The sequence below is a fragment of the Kitasatospora sp. NPDC127111 genome, assembly GCF_042677465.1.
Taxonomy (GTDB): Bacteria; Actinomycetota; Actinomycetes; order Streptomycetales; family Streptomycetaceae; genus Kitasatospora.
Map to the genome: position 1 here is coordinate 157,437 of NZ_JBHXTG010000004.1, position 16,457 is coordinate 173,893.

Consider the following 16,457-nt stretch of genomic DNA (forward strand, 5'->3'; position numbering starts at 1 on the left):
CCGGCGACGTGCCGTCAGCGGTGCGCGGTGGCAACGACGGTGGCGGTGGCGGTGGTGGTCACTCCTCGCACTGGTGGCTGCACTCCCACCGGCCGCCGTTGAAGTCCCACTCGCAGCAGGCGTGGAAGCTGCCGGCGCGGGGGACCGCGCCGGGGCCCTGCCCGCCGTCCGGCCCGCCGGCCGGTGGGCCGCCCCGGCCGCCCCGGCTCGACGCGCCGTCACGGTTCCACCGGATCACGTACTTGCCGACCAGGTCCGGGTACTGGTCGAACACCTTCTCCAGGGCCTTGAAGAACCCGGTGTCCACGTCGGGTCCGGCCATCCGGGTCTGAGCGGTCATGGCGACCTCACCTCGTTCCGCCTGGGGTCCGCGGCCTCGGTTGCCCTCGGTGACCGCACGCCGGTCACCGTCGGCGCTCGTCGGCCGACCTCGACCGACCTCGGCCGTCCTCGGAAAAACCGCCCCCACAGATCGAGGCTCGCACGCCCGTGGTGGCCTCGCCAGCCGGTCGGCGAGGCCACCGGGGCCCGTCGCGCGACCGGTGTCAGACCACCGTCGGCAGCGGGGGCTCGACCGCCAGCGGCGCCGAGCTGCGGGCCCGGTGCTGAGCGGCCCAGGTGCTGAGCGCCACCGTGCAGGCGTGGTCGAGGTGGCGCAGGCCGGACCAGTCCAGCTCGACCGGGCGGTCGCCCGGCAGGCGCTCCAACGCGTCCAGCAGCCGGGGCAGCCGCAGGAAGGTCGCGTTGCCGCTGAGCCGGACGCGCAGCGGACGCGCGTCGTTCAGGCTGTCCGAGCCGCCCGGGCCGCCGGGGCCGTCGGGGCCGTCGGGGCCGTCCGCCGACCCGGCCGGCGCCCCGGTCACCGCGTCGGGCCCGCCCGCGGGCAGCTCCTCCACGCCGATCTGCAGGTGCGAGGTCTGCCAGGCCGACTTCACCACCGCCAGCCCGATGCCGATCAGCACGCCCTCGAACAGGTCCGTGGTGATGATCGCGACCGCCGTCACCACCAGCACCACCGCCTCGCCCCGGTGCTCCCGGCAGAGCCCGGCGATCCGCCCGACCGGCACCAGCTTGGCACCCGCGTGCACCAGAACGGCGGCCAGTGCCGTCAGCGGCACCAGGCCGAGCGCGCCGGGCAGCAGCGCGGCGAACAGCAGCAGCCAGAGCCCGTGCAGGACGCGCGAGGCCTTCGTCCGGGCACCCGCCTGGACGTTGGCCGCGCTGCGCACGATCACCGCCGTCATCGGCAGCGCGCCGAGCAGGCCGCACAGCGCGTTGCCGACGCCCTGGGCGGTCAGCTCGCGGTCGTAGTCGGTGCGCGGGCCGTGGTGCATCCGGTCCACCGCGGCCGCGCTGAACAGCGTCTCGGCGGAGGCGATCAGGGTGAAGGCGAGGATGGTGCCGAGTCCGGCCGTGCTCGCCAGGGCGCCGAGCGCGTCGCGGTCCGGCGGCCGCACCACGCCCAGCAGGCCGGCGACCCGGACCCGGGCCACCGGGAGGTCGGCGGCGACGGTCACGGCCGCGGCGAGGCCGACGGCGGCCAGCGGCGCGGGCACCGCCCGGGCCACCCGGACGGGCAGGTACTTCCAGAACACCAGCACCAGCAGGGTGCCGATGCCGAGGGCCACCGCGCTCGGGGTGGCGGCGCCGGTGAGGGCGTCGCGCAGCAGCGCGGGCAGTCCGGCGATCTTCTCCGGTCCGGTCGACGGCGCCTTCCGGTCGGCGAGCGCGTACAGCTGGCCGAAGAGCAGGGTGAGGCCGATGCCCGCCAGCATGCCGTGCACCACGGAGGCGGACATCGCGCGGAACCAACGGCCCAGGTGCAGGGCCCCCATCGCGAGCTGGAGCAGGCCGGTGGCGAGCACCAGCAGGCCGAGCGCGCCGGCGCCGTACTCCTGCACGGCCTCGTAGACCAGGACGGTCAGCCCGGCGGCCGGGCCGCTGACCTGGAGGCTGCTGCCGGGCAGCGAGCCGACGACCAGGCCCCCGACGATCCCGGTGACCAGCCCGAGCTCGGCGGGCACGCCGGAGGCGACGGCCACCCCGACGCAGAGCGGCACGGCGACCAGGAAGACCACCAGCGAGGCCGGCAGGTCGAAGCGCCAGGGCACGGCGCGCAGCGCCGCGATCGCGGCAGGGCCGCGGCGGCCCAGCGCGCGGTGCGGGCGGGCGCGGCCCTGCGGAGCCTTCCGGCGGGGGCCGCCGGGCGGGCTCTTGCGGCGCCGGGGCAGGGCGCTCACCGCGCCACCACCGGGGCGCGCGAGGGGCGGACGGGGGGAGAGCAGGCGGGTCGGTGCATGGAGGCGTTCCTTCCGCGCGCCCGCCGGAGGGGCGGGTGCGCCGCTGGGAGGGGTGGCGGCCGCTCGCGGCGCGGCGCCGCGGGGCGTGAGCCGTGCGGGTGTGAGCCGTGCGGGCATGAGCCGTGCGGGTGTGGGGCGCGGGGCTTGCGGCCGGCCGGACAGGCGCGGGCCGCTCGGGTACGTCGGAGGGATCACTCGGGCGCGCCGACGGGGTGGCCGGACCATCAGGGACGCCGGGACCGGCGAGGCTGCCGGGACCGGCAGGGTGGAGCGGGGCGCGGTGGGCCGGCCCCGGGGGCGAGCACGCTCGGCAGCGGTACGGCCGACGCCCCGGCGGGCCGGAGGCGGCGGCGGTGGGTGTCGGGTCGGGTGGCTCGCGGTCAGGGGGCGTGTCCCTCGGTCGGGTGCGGGCGGACCGGGCGCGCGCGGTTCCGGACGGGACACGACGGCCGGAGCTCCCCCGCTCCCCGGTCGTTCCCAAACCCCCCTGCCGCGGCCCTAGTTGAACATGAGAACCATGGCCCGGCGTGCCACCGACGGTACCCAGGGGTCCGGACCGAGCCAACCTCGTGCACCGATCCTTCACCGTGGTGACACACCGGCATCACTTTTCGGTCCGGATCGACCCCTCCGGCGGGTGCACGCGTTCGCCGGTCGGGCATACGAACGAAGGTCCGGCGCAGGCCCGACGAAGGCCCGGCGAAGTCCGCGCGCCGGGTCCGGGGCTTTGCAGGAAGGAACGACCGGCACCCCCGCGGCACCGCCCGGGACTGGAGGAACGGGCGATGGATCGGTCGCCTCCTGCCGTGACAGCCTGGCCGGACACCCCGGGAGCGCCCTCCGTCGCCCCGGCCCGCCCGGTCCGACCTGCGGCTTTCGTCGAACAGCCGCCGAGCGGCCGGCTTCCACATTCTGTTGAAACTCCCCTTGACGCCCCGACAGGCGCCGCCTTACTTTGTTTTCGCATACAGAAACCGTTCTTCCGTATGGTGGAATTCTGGAGATGAGCCCTCCGACCCACTGCGGGCCGACGCAGGAGAAACCCGATGCCTCGTATGACCGCCGCCGCCGCGGCAGTGGAGATCCTCAAGCGCGAGGGTGTTGAGCAAGCGTTCGGCGTGCCCGGCGCGGCCATCAACCCGTTCTACCGAGAGCTCAAGAACGTCGGCGGCATCAAGCACACGCTCGCCCGCCACGTCGAGGGCGCCTCGCACATGGCCGAGGGGTACACCCGCGCCAAGGCCGGCAACATCGGCGTCTGCATCGGCACGTCCGGCCCCGCCGGCACCGACATGATCACCGGCCTGTACTCGGCGATCGCGGACTCGATCCCGATCCTCTGCATCACCGGCCAGGCGCCGGTCTCGAAGCTCCACAAGGAGGACTTCCAGGCCGTCGACATCGCCGCGATCGCCAAGCCGGTCACCAAGGCCGCCACCACCGTCCTGGAGGCCGCGCAGGTCCCCGGCGTCTTCCAGCAGGCCTTCCACCTGATGCGCTCCGGCCGCCCCGGCCCCGTCCTCATCGACCTGCCGATCGACGTCCAGCTGACCGAGATCGAGTTCGACCCGGAGACCTACGAGCCGCTGCCGGTCTACAAGCCGTCCGCGACCCGGGCCCAGATCGAGAAGGCCGTCCGGTTCCTGCTGGAGTCCGAGCGCCCGCTGATCGTCGCCGGCGGCGGCATCATCAACGCCGACGCCTCCGACCTGCTGGTCGAGTTCGCCGAGCTCACGGGCGTCCCGGTCATCTCCACCCTGATGGGCTGGGGCACCATCCCGGACGACCACGAGCTGGCCGCCGGCATGGTCGGCGTCCAGACCGCGCACCGCTACGGCAACGAGACCTTCCTCGCGTCGGACTTCGTCCTCGGCATCGGCAACCGCTGGGCCAACCGCCACACCGGCTACAACATGGAGGCCTACACCAAGGGCCGCACGTTCGTCCACGTCGACATCGAGCCGACCCAGATCGGCAAGATCTTCGCCCCCGACTACGGCATCGCCTCCGACGCCAAGGTCGCCCTGGAGCTCTTCATCGAGGTCGCCGAGGAGCTCAAGGCCGAGGGCAAGCTGCCCGACTTCTCGGCCTGGGCCGCCTCCGCCCAGGAGCGCAAGGCCACCCTGCAGCGCCGCACGCACTTCGACGACATCCCGATCAAGCCGCAGCGCGTGTACGAGGAGATGAACAAGGCCTTCGGCCCGGAGACGCGCTACGTCACCACCATCGGCCTCTCCCAGATCGCCGCCGCGCAGTTCCTGCACGTGTACCGGCCGCGCCACTGGATCAACTGCGGCCAGGCCGGCCCGCTCGGCTGGACCATCCCGGCCGCGATCGGCGCCGCCACCGCCGACCCGGAGACCCCGATCGTCGCGCTCTCGGGCGACTACGACTTCCAGTTCATGATCGAGGAGCTGGCGGTCGCCGCCCAGCACAAGGTCCCCTACGTCCACGTGCTGGTGAACAACGCCTACCTCGGCCTGATCCGTCAGGCGCAGGTCAACCTGGACATCAACTTCCAGGTCAACCTGGAGTTCGAGAACATCAACACCCCGGAGATCGGCGTCTACGGCGTCGACCACGTCAAGGTCGCCGAGGGCCTGGGCGTCAAGGCCATCCGCGTCACCGACCCGAACGAGCTCGGCGCCGCCTTCGAGGAGGCCAAGAAGCTCGCCGCCGAGCACAGCGTCCCGGTCGTGGTCGAGGCCATCCTGGAGCGCGTCACCAACATCTCGATGAGCAAGACCGTCGACATGAGCAACGTGACCGAGTTCGAGGAGCTGGCCACCCTGCCGGAGCACGCCCCGACGGCGATCAAGCCGCTGGCGGTGTAGTCGGGATCCGGGCCGGCCGCGGTCGAGGGGACCGCGGCCGGCCCGATCCGGCAGCGGATCCAGCCGCCCGGGGCGGAACACCGGCGGCCCGGTCGTGGTTGGGGCAGGCGGGGACGGCTACCGTTCCGTGACGAGTGCTGCCCCGTACACGTACAACCGACCACCCGAAGGGGACTTCCGTGAGCCTGTACGACATCCCGCTGCGCACCCTGTCCGGCGAGGCCGCCTCCCTGGGCGACTACAAGGGCAAGGCACTGCTGATCGTCAACGTCGCCTCCAAGTGCGGCCTGACCCCGCAGTACGCCGGCCTGGAGCGGCTCCAGGAGCGGTACGCCGCGCGCGGCTTCACCGTGCTGGGCTTCCCGTCCAACCAGTTCGCCGGCCAGGAGCCGGGCAGCGCCGAGGAGATCCAGACCTTCTGCTCCACCACCTACGGCGTCTCCTTCCCGCTGTTCGAGAAGACGGACGTGAACGGCGACGACCGCCACCCGCTGTACGAGGTCCTGACCCGCACCGCCGACGCCGAGGGCCGGGCCGGCGACATCGCCTGGAACTTCGAGAAGTTCGTCGTCTCCCCCGACGGCGCCGTCGCCGCCCGCATCCGCCCCCGCACCGAGCCGGAGTCGGACGAGGTCATCGCCGCGATCGAGGCCGTCCTCCCGGCCTGACCCGCGCACTCGCCGAAGGGCCCGGGGCCGCGTGCCCCGGGCCCTTCGGCGTACCCGCACGACCGCGTCCCGGCAGCCGGTGACCACGCCCGCGGCGCTCGCGGGACCGTCCCACGGACGGCCTCGAACCGCCCGGCCGCGATCAGCCCCGAGGCGCCCCCGCGGCCGCCCCGCGCGCTCAGCCCTGGCAGGTGTAGGTGAAGGAGGCGGATGCGCCCAGGCGGCGGGGTTCGAGGATGTCGACGGTCGCGGTCGCCCGCATCGTGCCGCGGCCGTCGAAGGACCAGCGGAGCACCAGGTCCGCCCGGTGTTCCCCGGACTGCACCGGCTGCAGCAGCTCGCCGGACGACGTGCCGTCGCTGCGCAGCCAGCGGTAGCGGATGGTGCCCGCGTGGCCGTCGGTGCCGACCGTCGCGGTGATCACGGCGGTGCCGCCGCACGGCGGGCCGGCCGCCGGGTCGGCCGCCACCGTGACGCCGGTCAGCGCGAGCGGCGCCTCGGACCGGCAGCGGGCCGTCAGGAAGGCGAGCAGGACGACCAGGACGGCCGCCGGGACCAGCCAGCCGAGCGCTCGGCGCCGGCGGGGTCGCGGCTGCCGTTGCCAGGGTGGCGGAGCGCCGTGCCACACCGCCGCGGCCACCGGCGGCACGCCGGGGCCGAACCGGCGCACCTCGTACGGCTGTTGCGGGTCCGGGGTCGGGGTCGGGGTCGGGGCTGTGGCTGGGGTCGGGGCCGGGGCCGGCGGCGTCGACGGCGCCGGCGGGACGGGTCCGGCACCGAACCCGGGCGTCCGGCCGCCCGAGGTGCCCCAGACGGTCGGGTCGAGGAACGTGGCGCACTCGGCGTCCTCGGCATCGGGCGTGGGGGGCGTGGCGGGCGCGGCGCCGTCGAGCGGGACCGTCCGCTCGGCCGCGGGGCCGGCGCCGAGTCGGACGGTCCGGTCGGGGCCGGAACCCGGGCGGCCGGGCTCCGGTCGGGGCAGGGACATGGGAGACCTCCGGGGACGTGCGGCGGGGGACGTGCGACGGGGGACGTGCGGCGGGAGCCCCGCGGCAGGAGCCGCGGGCGGGATCAGCCGGGCTGGCTGCAGTCGATGGCGGGCAGCTCCCGGTAGGGCGTCGGCGTGCTCTCCGGCCTGGGGTCGCTGCCCACCCGGACGCCCCACTGACGCATGGCGTCGTTGCCGAAGTCGTACGACCGGGTGAGGGTGACGGAGCCGGTGCCGAGCCGCACGGTCTCGGTGGCGATGGTCACGGGCGGGTTGATCGCGCCGGAATGGTGCTGCCAGGACACGATGAGCGTGGCCCCGGGCGGTCCGGACGCCACGACGGTGATCCTGGCCTGGATGCCGTGATGACCGTTGTCCAGGCAGCTGATCGAGTCGACGTTCAGCGAGGTCACCCTGGTCGCGGGCGGCGGCGTGGTGGTCACGGTGGGCCGCGGCTGGCCGGCCGGGGTGGACGGCGGGGTGCCGGTGGGCGGCGGGGTGGTTCGGGGGGAGTCCGTGATCCTGGGCGCGGGCGGCGAGGTGGTGCCCGAGGTGGGCGGCCGGCTGGGCCCGGTACCGGACGTCGGCCCGGCCGAACGGCTCGACGTCGTACCGGAGTTCGGCGACGGCGCGGGCACGGGCGCGCCCGGCCTCGACGGCGACGGGTCCGTCGACGGGGGCGGCGGGGACAGGAACGCGGACGGCGTGGGGCTCCCCGAGGGGAACGGCGGGCCGGTAGGCGTCCCGGTGTCGGACGGGCCGGCCGACGCCGTGGGGTCGGCCGGCCCCTCCGTCGCCTCCCCGCCGGCTCCGCGCACCGCCCCCAGCGTGGTGGTGACCTGCGGCATCGGGCTGCCCGTCAGCGTCCGGTCCGCGCGGTCCGCGACCCCGGCGAGCGCCACCCCGGCCAGCGAGGCCACCGCGAGCGTGCCCGCCACCGCGCCCGCGACCGCCCGGGCGCGCCGGCGGCGCGACCGCATCGGGTGCTCCACCCGGGCCCGCTCGCGCAGCCCGAGCCGCCGGACGTTCCGGCTCGCCGAGGCACCCCCGCGCGGGCGGGCGCTCCTGCTCGCCGAGGCACGGCCGCCCAGCGCGTGCTCGCCCCGGCTCGCCGCGGCGCCCCGGCCGGCCACCAGCTCCGTGCGCGCCAGCGCCGTCGCCCCGCCGGGCGGCGGCCCGGCCGCGCCCCACGGCAGCAGCAGCGCCAGCAGGGCCACCAGGGCGGCGAGGTCGGCGCGTCCGCGCTCCTCCCACCGCTCGCCGTACCCGGCCGCGGCGACCGCCTCCAGCTGCCGGACGAACTCCGCCGCGCCGGCCGGCCGTTCCTCCGGGAGCTTCGCCATCCCGGCCCGGACCAGCGACCGGACGCGCTCGGGGACCAGCTCGTCCGGCACCGGGTACTCCCGGTGCTGCACCGCCAGTTCCACGACCGTCCGGCCGGGGAACGGGCGGGTACCGGTGAGGCACTCGAAGAAGGTGACGGTGGCGGCGTACACGTCGGCGGCGGGCGAGGCCGGCGCGCCCGACCACTGCTCCGGGGCCAGGTAGGCCGGGGTGCCGGAGATGTCCCGGTCGTCGCCGCTGGGCACGGCGATCCCGAAGTCGACCAGCTTGGTGTAGCCGTCCGCGGCGACGAGCACGTTGGCGGGCTTGTAGTCGCGGTGCACCAGGCCGGCGGCGTGCGCGGCGGCCAGGCCCAGCAGCGAGCCCTTGAGGACCACCAGCGCGGCCTCCGGCGTCGTCGCCCCCTCGGACCTGAGCAGCGTGCGCAGCGGCACGCCGTCCACCAGCTCCATCACGATCGCCGCGTGCGGCCCCGCCTCGACGTACTCGTAGAGCCGCGTGACGTACGGGGAGTCGACCCGGGCCAGGATCTGCGCCTCCTCGCGGAGGCCGGAGCCGCCCACCGCGTCGAGCAGGTACTTGATCGCCACCGGGGTGCCGGTGCGGTCGTGGTGCGCGAGCACCACCCGGCCGCTCGCCCCCGCGCCCAGCTCCCGCACCTGGCTGTAGTCCGGGAGCCGCCACTCGTCGGCTCTCCGCCCTGCCTCGTCCTGCATCGCTCGCCCGCCCCCTCAGCACGCCGTCCGGTCCGCCCTCGCCTCGTGCCACCGCCGACGAGGCGGCGAGCAGCCCGGTTCCCGCTCCGGGCGCCGTCCGAACCCCACCGCCGAAAGGTCGTGCACCACCTTGCCCGTTCCCGCAGGCAGCCCGGCCGACCTGCGGAAACGACGAACGGGAACACATCGGCGCACACACCGGTCGCGCGCCCCACCCACCCGCTCCCCCAACGCGCCGTCACGCCCCCGTCCGACCCGTCACGGAGGCCCGGGCCCTTCGCCACCCGGGCCCCCGCCCGACGGGTCGTCACATCGGCGACTTCCGCTCAGCCGGACGTGTGCTCGTGGGCGGTGGCCGCCGCCCGCTCGGCGGCCTCGGCGATCCGGGCCGCGGCGCTGGCCGCGCGTCCGCTCTCGTGCCAGTCGCGGATGAGCTGGACGGTGGCGCCGGCGGGGAAGATGCCGAGCTGCCCGAGCAGGCCGAGGTCGTCGCGGACCGCCTCGTGCCGGACGACCTTGCGGTCCCTCAGGTGCAGCACGTGGACCTGCTCGGAGTCGATCTCACCTCCGGTGGGCGGGATCGCCTGGAGGAGCGTTCCGTCGCGGTAGTGCACGAAGGGGCCGGTGTGGCGGCCCCGCATGCGCAGCCGGATCCACACCTGGTCCCCGTCGTGGGCCAGGTCGGTGACGGGGAAGCTCAGGTCGGTGAAGGCGGAGCGCAGCCACGCGCCCGAGGCCAGCACGCCCGCCGGGCCGGGGAGCGAGCAGGCGGCCGGGGCGACGACCGCCTCGCGGTTGGTGAAGTCCTCGTGCACGACTGCCGCGGCCAGCGCCGCGTCCCCTGTCGCCAGGACCGTGAAGAGTCCGCGGGCCGCGTCCTCGGCTGACATTCCCATCGGTTGGGTTCCTCTCACACATGGGGCGGTCCGCCGCCCTGACCAATATTCAGGTTACAGATCACCTATTGAATAGGTCTAGCATTTCCGCGACTAGGCTGTCCCCATGCCGACCAAACGCAGTTACGTCTCGCCCCGGCGGGAGCAGGCCGCCGCCCAGACGCGGGCGCAGATCCTCCAGTCGGCGACCCGACTGTTCGCCGAACGCGGCTACGGGCGGGTGACCGTCGCGGACATCGCGGCCGAGGCGGGCGTCTCCTCGAAGGCCGTCTTCGCGAGCGCCGGGAGCAAGAGCGACATCCTCAACGAGATCGTCGACACGGCCGTCCGGGCCTCCGGCTACGAGCAGGCGATGCGGGCCGTACTCGCCGCAGGGGACGCGGAATCCGTGCTCAGGGCACTGGCCCACGGCACCCGGGCGGGGAACGAAGGCATGTTCGCCGTGCACGAGGCGGTCCACAAGGCGCTGCCGTCGCACGAGGACGGCGAAGCCCTGTGGGAGCGCGCCACCGCCGACTACCGCGCGGCCCTCCGCGCCGCCGCACGCCACCTGCGCACGCTGGCGCCGCCCGCCGGCCCGGAGGAGGAAGAGACGGCGGACCTCCTGTGGTTCTGGTTCGGCCCGAGCGGCTGGCGCACCCTCGTCGCCGAGAACGGCTGGCCCTGGGACCGCGCCGAAGCCTTCCTCCTCCGAACCGCCCTCGCCACCCTGCGGACGCCGTGAACCCCTGACCTCGACTCCACCGGGCGGCTGGTTGGCCAGCGGCCCATGGCCTCGGGAATCGTCATGTGGTCGTCTCGGATTCGTTCTTCTCCGTGGCGTGCGCCATTCTTGGGTCCCCGGCTGACGCCGGGACAGGACGGTCTTCCTCCTACACGATGAGGTGGTCCCCATCGGCGGGGCGAGCGGATCAGGTATGGCCGGGTGGCTGCGCGGGCTCGACACTCCCGAGCTGGAGCGGGTCCTGGCGGCACGTCCGGACGCGGTGTCGGCGCCGGAGCCGCGGTCGGTCGGTGAACTGGCGGACCGGCTTCAGCGGCCGGCCTCAGTGGCGCTGGCGCTGCCCCTGCTCGTGCTGCCGCACCTCCAGGTGGCGGAAGCCGTCGCCGCCGTCGCGCCGGCCTCCCGGGACGCCGTGGCCAGCCTGCTGGACGCGGTGGACGGGGAGCGCGCGCGTGGCCTGGAGGCGGCCCTCGAGGCGCTGGCCGATCGCGCGCTGGTGTGGCCGGACGGCCAAGGAGTGCTGCGCATGGCGGCACCGCTGCGGCGGGCCTGGGCCGCGCCCCTGGGTCTGGACCGGCCGCTGGCACAGCTCCTGGCGGACACCACCTCCGACGAACTGGGCCGCGCGCTGGCGAAGCTCGGGGTCAAGCCCGCCGCCAACACCAAGCAGCGGCGACTGGCCGCCCTGGTCGAGCACCACAGCGACCCGGCCCGGGTCGCCGCGCTGGTGGCCAAGGCCCCCGCAACCACCCGGAAACTCCTTGAGCAGCGGGCGGATCAGGCTCCGGAGGGACCGGCCCTCGTCATGTTCGGAGGCTCCCCGTACGACTCCCGGCCGGGCGAACAGTGGGCGGTGGAACGGGCGCTGCTGGTCCGGGAGCGCCACCGGTACGGTCCGGCCCGCATGCCCGCGGAGGTGGCGCTCGCGGTGCGCGGCGCCGGCTGGCACGCCCCGTTCACGCCCGTCCCGCCCGTCGTCCGGTCGGTGCCCGTCACCGCCGCGGCGATCGAACAGGAGGCCGCGGCCGCCGCGATGGCGTTCGCCGCCCACGCCGCCTCCGTCCTCCGGGTCTGCGCCGCGTCCCCGCCGACTCGGCTCAAGGCCGGCGGGGTCGGCGCCCGGGAGCTGTCCCGGGTCGGCAAGGCGGCGCAGTGCGAGGAGATCGTGGTGCGTCTCGCGTTGGAGACGGCGGGTGCGGCGGGGTTGCTGGCCCGGGACGGCGATCGGGTCGCGGCGACCGCCGCCTACGACACCTGGGCCGAGGAGGAGCCGGCCGACCAGCTCGCCGTGCTTCTCCGAGCGTGGTGGTCGTTGCCGCTCACTCCCGGCGGGAGCCGCGACGAGGAGGGGAAGGCCGTGCCCGCCCTCGTCGGAGGGCCGGCCTGCGGCGGCTGCGTACAGGCCCGGTCCGGGTTGCTCGCGACGGTGGCGCGGCTCCCCGCCGGCACCGGCGCGGCGAACCCGGCGGACCTGGGGGAGTCGCTCGGGTGGCACCGCCCGCTCGCCGACGAACTCGCCCAGGACACCACGCCGTTCTCGACCCTGATCCGCGAAGCAGAACTGCTCGGCCCGCTCGCCCTCGGGGCCCTGTCCCCGATCGGGGCCGCCCTGCTCGCCGACGACGCCGAAGCGCTGACGGACGCCTGTCGGCGGCTGCTGCCCGCCGCCAGCGGGACCGCGCGCTTCGGCAGCGACCTCACGGCCGTGGTCGCCGGTACTCCGTCGGCGGCCCTCGTCACGCTGCTGGACTCCGTCGCGGACCGGGAGCGCGCCGGTGCGGCCTCCGTGTGGCGGTTCAGCCCGGGCAGCGTCCGCCGTGCCCTCGACGCGGGCCTCACCCCCGACGCCGTCACGGCCGACCTGGCCGCCGTCGCCGCGGCACCGCTGCCGCAGCCGCTCGTGTACCTGATCCACGACACCGCGCGCGGCCACGGCCGGGTGCGCGTCGTCGCCACGGGCTGTGTCATCCACGGCGAGGAAGCCGCCCTCCTGGCCGAACTGGCCGCCCACCGCAAGCTCGCCCCGCTCGGTCTGCGGCAGCTGGCGCCGACGGTGCTGATCAGCCGGACGACGCCGGACAAGACGCTCGCGGCCCTGCGGTCCGCGGGCTACGCCCCCGTCTCCGAGAAGCCCGACGGGTCCGTCCGGATCGAGCGGGCGCAGCGTCCGCGCGCGGCGAACCCGGTCCCGCCCCCGCGCCCGCCCGGGGGCGGCTCCCGCAGGCCGACGGTGGCCACCCGCGCCGCGGGCGCGGGAACGGCCGTCGACCTGAACGCCCTCGCCACCCGGCTGCTCGGTGCTCCGCAGGACATCCCGGAGCCCGCCCCGGAGAACGGCCGCCCCTACGCCACCGACAGCGAGGAGATCCTCGCCGGGTACGCGCGCCATCTGTCCTTCACCGACGTCCGCCAGCTGGCCCATGCCGTCCACGACGGTCAGCCGATCACGATCGAGTACGTCGCCACCTCGGGCATCGCGACGGTCCGCACCCTCAGCCGGCTCGATCTGGATCCGCCGTACCTGCGCGCCTGGTGCCACCTGCGGGACGACGAGCGGATGTTCACCATCTCCCGCATCCACGGGGTGCTGCCCGCGTAGCTGGCGGTGGGCCGGCGGCCGACGCCGGGGTCAGGAGCAGTGGTAGGGGAAGGAGGTGGCCGCGGTGCGGGTGGTCGGGGAGAGGATCTCCAGGGTGGCGGTGGCCTGGAGGTCGCCGTGGCCTTCGAAGCTCCAGCGGAGGACCAGGTCGGTGTGGTGGGAGCCGGAGCGGACGTCCTGGGCGATCTCGCCCGAGGTGGTGCCGTCGCTGCGCAGCCAGCGGTAGCGGATGGTGCCGGCGCCGCCGTTGGTCTCCACCGCGGCCGTGATCACCGCCGTGCCTCCGCAGGCCGGGCCGGCCGGGTCGGTGGTGGCGGTGACGCCGGTGACCGCCAGGGCGGGCGTGGCGAAGCGCCAGTACAGGAAGGCCAGGACGGCCAGCAGGACGGCCACCGGCACCAGCCATCGCCCCACCCGGCGGGGGCGGCGCGGCCGCTGGGCGTCGGGGGCGGCGGCGCCGTGCCAGACGGCGGCGGCCTGCGGCGGGACGCCGGGGCCGAAGCGTCGCAACTCGCCGGGGGCGAGCGGGGGTTCGGCCTGCGGGGCGGTGGCGGCCGGTGACCTGCCGGGCGGCGGCGTGGCACCGGGGTCCGCCGGGGCGGGCGCGTCCGCGGGGGTGGGCAGCGGCGGGGCGGGTACCGCGGCGCTGCCGTGCGCCGGGGTGTCGGCGCGCGTGACGGTCTCCCCGGCTTCGCCGGTGTCGATGCGGGTGACGGTCTCCCCCGCCGGGGTGGTGTCGATGTGCGTGACGGTCTCCCCCGCCGGGGTGGTGTCGATGTGCGTGACGGTCTCCCCCGTCGCCGGGGTGGCGGCGCCCCAGGCCCGGGGGTCGAGGAAGGTCGCGCTCACGGCGTCGTCGCCGTCGAGCCGTACGGTGGCCTCGGCGTCGGGCCCGGCGGGGCCGGGAGCGGGGGCGCCGGGGGCGGCGAGGGCGGGGGCCGGTGTCGGCGTGCCCCGGTCCAGCTTGACGGTCCGTTCCTCCGCCGCCGGCCGCGCGGACGTGAGCCGGACGGTCTCCTCGGTGGCCTCGGGAGCCGCGCCCAACCGCACGGTCTCCTCGACGGCCGCCCCAGGTGCCGCGCCCAACCGGACCGTCTCCTCGACGGCCGCCCCAGGTGCCGCGCCCAACCGCACGGTCTCCTCGACGGCCGCCTCAGGTGCCGCGCCCAACCGGACCGTCTCCTCGACGCCCCCGGGGCCCGGGCCGAGGCGGACGGTCTGGTCTGCGCCCGGTGCCGGGGCGGAGTCGGGGCGGGGGGTGGACATGGCTTCTCCAGTCAGGGGGCGGGGCGGGGCGGGCGAAGGCGTGCGCGGGTGCGGGGCGGGGCTCAGCGGGGCGGGTCGCAGAGGAAGGCGGCCATCTCGGCCGAGGTCTTGCCGGGCTTGGCCGCCGCCGGGCTGGTGCTGACGCGTACGCCCCAGGTCGGGAAGGTGTCGGCCGAGCCGAAGTCGTGCGCCCGGGTGACGGTGGCGCGGCCGTCGCGGATCTCGACGGTGTCGGTGGCGACGGTGACCGACCGTCCGCCCGAGGTGTGGTACCAGCTCAGCGTCAGCGTCCCGGTGCCCGTGCCCTGGGCGGCCACCGTGACCGTCGCGCTCAGGCTCCAACGGCCGCTGCAGGTCAGCGAGTCCAGGTTCACCGTGCTGACGGCGATGGTGGCGGGGGCGACGGTCGGGGTCGGGGCGGTGGTCGCGGTGGGCACGGTGCCGGTGGAGGGCGGCACGGACGGCGGTGCCGCGACGGTGGGCGTGGTGCCTCCGGGCGGCGCGGGCGGGAGGCCGGTGGACGGGGCGCCGCCGCCGGGCGGGGGCGTGCCCTTGGTGGTGGGCGTCTTGCCGCCCGGGCTGGCAGTCGGCGAGGTGCTCGGGGTGTCGGAGCTCGCCGAGGGCGAGGGCGCCGACGGGGACGGCGCGGCACTGGGGGTGTCCGTCGGGCCGCCGGCCGAGGGCGACGGGGCGCCCGTCGTCGGGTCGGCGGCGCCGAGGGTGGTGGTGGCCTCCGGGGTGGCGCCGCCGACGACCGTGTGGGCGCCGCCGTCGGCGGCCCCGGCTATCGCCACACCGGCCAGCGTGGCCAGGGTCAGGGTGCCGGCCACGACGCCGACGAGCGCCTTGCCGCGGCCGCCGAGACGGGCGCCGCGGCGGACCAGCAGCTCCCGGACGGTGGCGGACGGCGGGGCGGCCGACTGCGGTGCCGCGGACGCCAGGGTCACGGTCTCCGCGCCCGCCGACGCGTCGACGCCGCCCAGCGCGGTGTGGGCGAGCGAGGTGCCGCCGGCCGCGCCGCCGGCCCCGGGCAGCAGCAGCGCGAGCAGCGCCACCAGCGCCGTCAGGTCGAGGCGGCCCTTCTCCTCCCAGTCCGGCCCGTACGCGGCCACCGCGACGACCTCCAGCTCCTCGACGAGGGCGGCCGCGCTCTCCGGCCGGGCCTGCGGTTCCTTCGCCAGGCCCGCCAGGATCAGCGGCCGGACCGGGTCGGGGGCCAGTTCGGCGGGGATCGGGGCCTCGGTGTGCTGGACGGCGAGTTCGGCGATCGTGGTGCCCCCGTACGGGCGGGCACCGGTGAGGCACTCGAAGAACGTGACGGTGGCGGCGTAGACGTCGCCGGCCGGGGAGGCGGGCTTCCCGGCCCACTGCTCGGGCGGCATGTAGGCGGGGGTGCCGGAGACGTCGCCCTCGTCGCCGCTCGGCACCGCGATGCCGAAGTCGACCAGCTTGGAGGTGCCGGCGGTGTCGACCAGCACGTTGGCGGGCTTGTAATCGCGGTGCACCACCCCGGCCCGGTGGGCGGCGGCCAGGCCGAGCAGCGAGCCCTTCAGGACGACCAGGGCGGCCTCCGGGGTGGTGGCGCCCTCGGCCTTGAGCAGGTCCCGCAGCGCGATCCCGTCGACCAGCTCCATCACGATGGCCGAGCCCCGCTCGCCCTCCACGTACTCGTAGAGCCGGGTGACGTGCGGGGAGTCGACGGCGGCGAGGACCTCGGCCTCCTCGCGCAGCGCGGGCGTGCCGACGGCGCTGTGGAGGTACTTGATCGCGACGGGGGTGCCGGTCTCCCGGTGGCGGGCGAGCACCACCCGGCCGCTCGCGCCGGCGCCGAGCTCACGCTCGTGGAGGTAGTCCGGGAGTTCCCAGGGCCGCTCGTCCTCGACCGGCGGCCGCTCGTCCTCGACCGCCGGGACGCCGCGCGAGGGCGCCGGGGCGCCGTCCACGGGCGCCGGGACCTCGTCCGCGGGGGCGTTGCCGCCCCCGGTCCGTCTGCCGTCCTGCCGCGTCCCGTCGTCCATCGCGTCGTACTCCCCTGACTGCCCTGCTCGGCTCTTGCGGCGACGCACCATACGGCACCGCGGGCAGTGCGTGGGACGCGGCCCGTGAACAAGGGGTTCCGGGG

At 75.9% G+C, this 16,457-nt stretch carries 11 protein-coding genes; 4 read left to right on the plus strand and 7 right to left on the minus strand.

Translation table 11 applies throughout. From position 1 onward, the window contains the following. Positions 1-58 precede the first annotated feature (58 nt). Positions 59-340 (minus strand): hypothetical protein, encoded by a 282-nt coding sequence (locus tag ACFVHB_RS04840; RefSeq protein WP_380315116.1) that lies wholly within the window; start codon positions 338-340, stop codon positions 59-61. A gap of 205 nt (positions 341-545) precedes the next feature. Further along, entirely contained in the window at positions 546-2,153 is a 1,608-nt protein-coding gene (locus tag ACFVHB_RS04845) for a SulP family inorganic anion transporter (protein WP_380315198.1), read from the minus strand. Between the two features lie 1,202 nt (positions 2,154-3,355). Between ACFVHB_RS04845 and gcl the strand changes: the two genes are divergently transcribed. Continuing rightward, the gene (gene gcl, locus ACFVHB_RS04850; RefSeq protein ID WP_380315201.1) at positions 3,356-5,134 is read left to right on the plus strand and encodes a glyoxylate carboligase; all 1,779 of its coding nucleotides are present in this window, start codon (positions 3,356-3,358) and stop codon (positions 5,132-5,134) included. Positions 5,135-5,313: 179 nt separating this feature from the next. Then, complete coding sequence (locus ACFVHB_RS04855; RefSeq protein ID WP_380315119.1) at positions 5,314-5,802, plus strand: glutathione peroxidase; 489 nt, start codon at positions 5,314-5,316, stop codon at positions 5,800-5,802. A 178-nt stretch (positions 5,803-5,980) separates the two neighbouring features. Here ACFVHB_RS04855 and ACFVHB_RS04860 read toward each other — a convergent pair whose 3' ends face one another. The 3 genes from ACFVHB_RS04860 to ACFVHB_RS04870 form a co-directional block, all read right to left on the minus strand. Continuing rightward, positions 5,981-6,790, minus strand: a complete 810-nt coding sequence (locus ACFVHB_RS04860; RefSeq protein WP_380315122.1) for a hypothetical protein — start codon at positions 6,788-6,790, stop codon at positions 5,981-5,983. Between the two features lie 83 nt (positions 6,791-6,873). Beyond that, positions 6,874-8,850 (minus strand): protein kinase, encoded by a 1,977-nt coding sequence (locus ACFVHB_RS04865; protein ID WP_380315125.1) that lies wholly within the window; start codon positions 8,848-8,850, stop codon positions 6,874-6,876. A gap of 326 nt (positions 8,851-9,176) precedes the next feature. Beyond that, on the minus strand, positions 9,177-9,746 hold the full coding sequence (locus tag ACFVHB_RS04870; RefSeq protein ID WP_380315128.1) for an ester cyclase: 570 nt from the start codon (positions 9,744-9,746) through the stop codon (positions 9,177-9,179). Between the two features lie 106 nt (positions 9,747-9,852). Between ACFVHB_RS04870 and ACFVHB_RS04875 the strand changes: the two genes are divergently transcribed. Continuing rightward, on the plus strand, positions 9,853-10,470 hold the full coding sequence (locus ACFVHB_RS04875) for a TetR/AcrR family transcriptional regulator (protein ID WP_380315130.1): 618 nt from the start codon (positions 9,853-9,855) through the stop codon (positions 10,468-10,470). A gap of 193 nt (positions 10,471-10,663) precedes the next feature. Continuing rightward, positions 10,664-13,069 (plus strand): helicase-associated domain-containing protein, encoded by a 2,406-nt coding sequence (locus ACFVHB_RS04880; protein WP_380315133.1) that lies wholly within the window; start codon positions 10,664-10,666, stop codon positions 13,067-13,069. 30 nt (positions 13,070-13,099) lie between these two features. Here the strand turns inward: ACFVHB_RS04880 and ACFVHB_RS04885 are convergent, their stop codons facing one another. Both ACFVHB_RS04885 and ACFVHB_RS04890 read right to left on the minus strand, forming a co-directional pair. After that, on the minus strand, positions 13,100-14,335 hold the full coding sequence (locus ACFVHB_RS04885) for a hypothetical protein (RefSeq protein WP_380315136.1): 1,236 nt from the start codon (positions 14,333-14,335) through the stop codon (positions 13,100-13,102). A gap of 62 nt (positions 14,336-14,397) precedes the next feature. Further along, a complete protein-coding gene (locus ACFVHB_RS04890) occupies positions 14,398-16,353 on the minus strand; it encodes a serine/threonine-protein kinase (RefSeq protein ID WP_380315138.1) in 1,956 nt (651 codons plus the stop codon). Positions 16,354-16,457 lie beyond the last annotated feature (104 nt).

Bases quoted from the DNA above. Each gene is read 5' to 3' on its own strand.
- ACFVHB_RS04840 (WP_380315116.1), bottom strand. From the start codon at position 340: ATGACCGCTCAGACCCGGATGGCCGGACCCGACGTGGACACCGGGTTC.
- ACFVHB_RS04865 (WP_380315125.1), bottom strand. From the start codon at position 8,850: ATGCAGGACGAGGCAGGGCGGAGAGCCGACGAGTGGCGGCTCCCGGAC.
- gcl (WP_380315201.1), top strand. From the start codon at position 3,356: ATGACCGCCGCCGCCGCGGCAGTGGAGATCCTCAAGCGCGAGGGTGTT.
- ACFVHB_RS04880 (WP_380315133.1), top strand. From the start codon at position 10,664: ATGGCCGGGTGGCTGCGCGGGCTCGACACTCCCGAGCTGGAGCGGGTC.
- ACFVHB_RS04890 (WP_380315138.1), bottom strand. From the start codon at position 16,353: ATGGACGACGGGACGCGGCAGGACGGCAGACGGACCGGGGGCGGCAAC.
- ACFVHB_RS04875 (WP_380315130.1), top strand. From the start codon at position 9,853: ATGCCGACCAAACGCAGTTACGTCTCGCCCCGGCGGGAGCAGGCCGCC.
- ACFVHB_RS04885 (WP_380315136.1), bottom strand. From the start codon at position 14,335: ATGTCCACCCCCCGCCCCGACTCCGCCCCGGCACCGGGCGCAGACCAG.
- ACFVHB_RS04860 (WP_380315122.1), bottom strand. From the start codon at position 6,790: ATGTCCCTGCCCCGACCGGAGCCCGGCCGCCCGGGTTCCGGCCCCGAC.
- ACFVHB_RS04870 (WP_380315128.1), bottom strand. From the start codon at position 9,746: ATGGGAATGTCAGCCGAGGACGCGGCCCGCGGACTCTTCACGGTCCTG.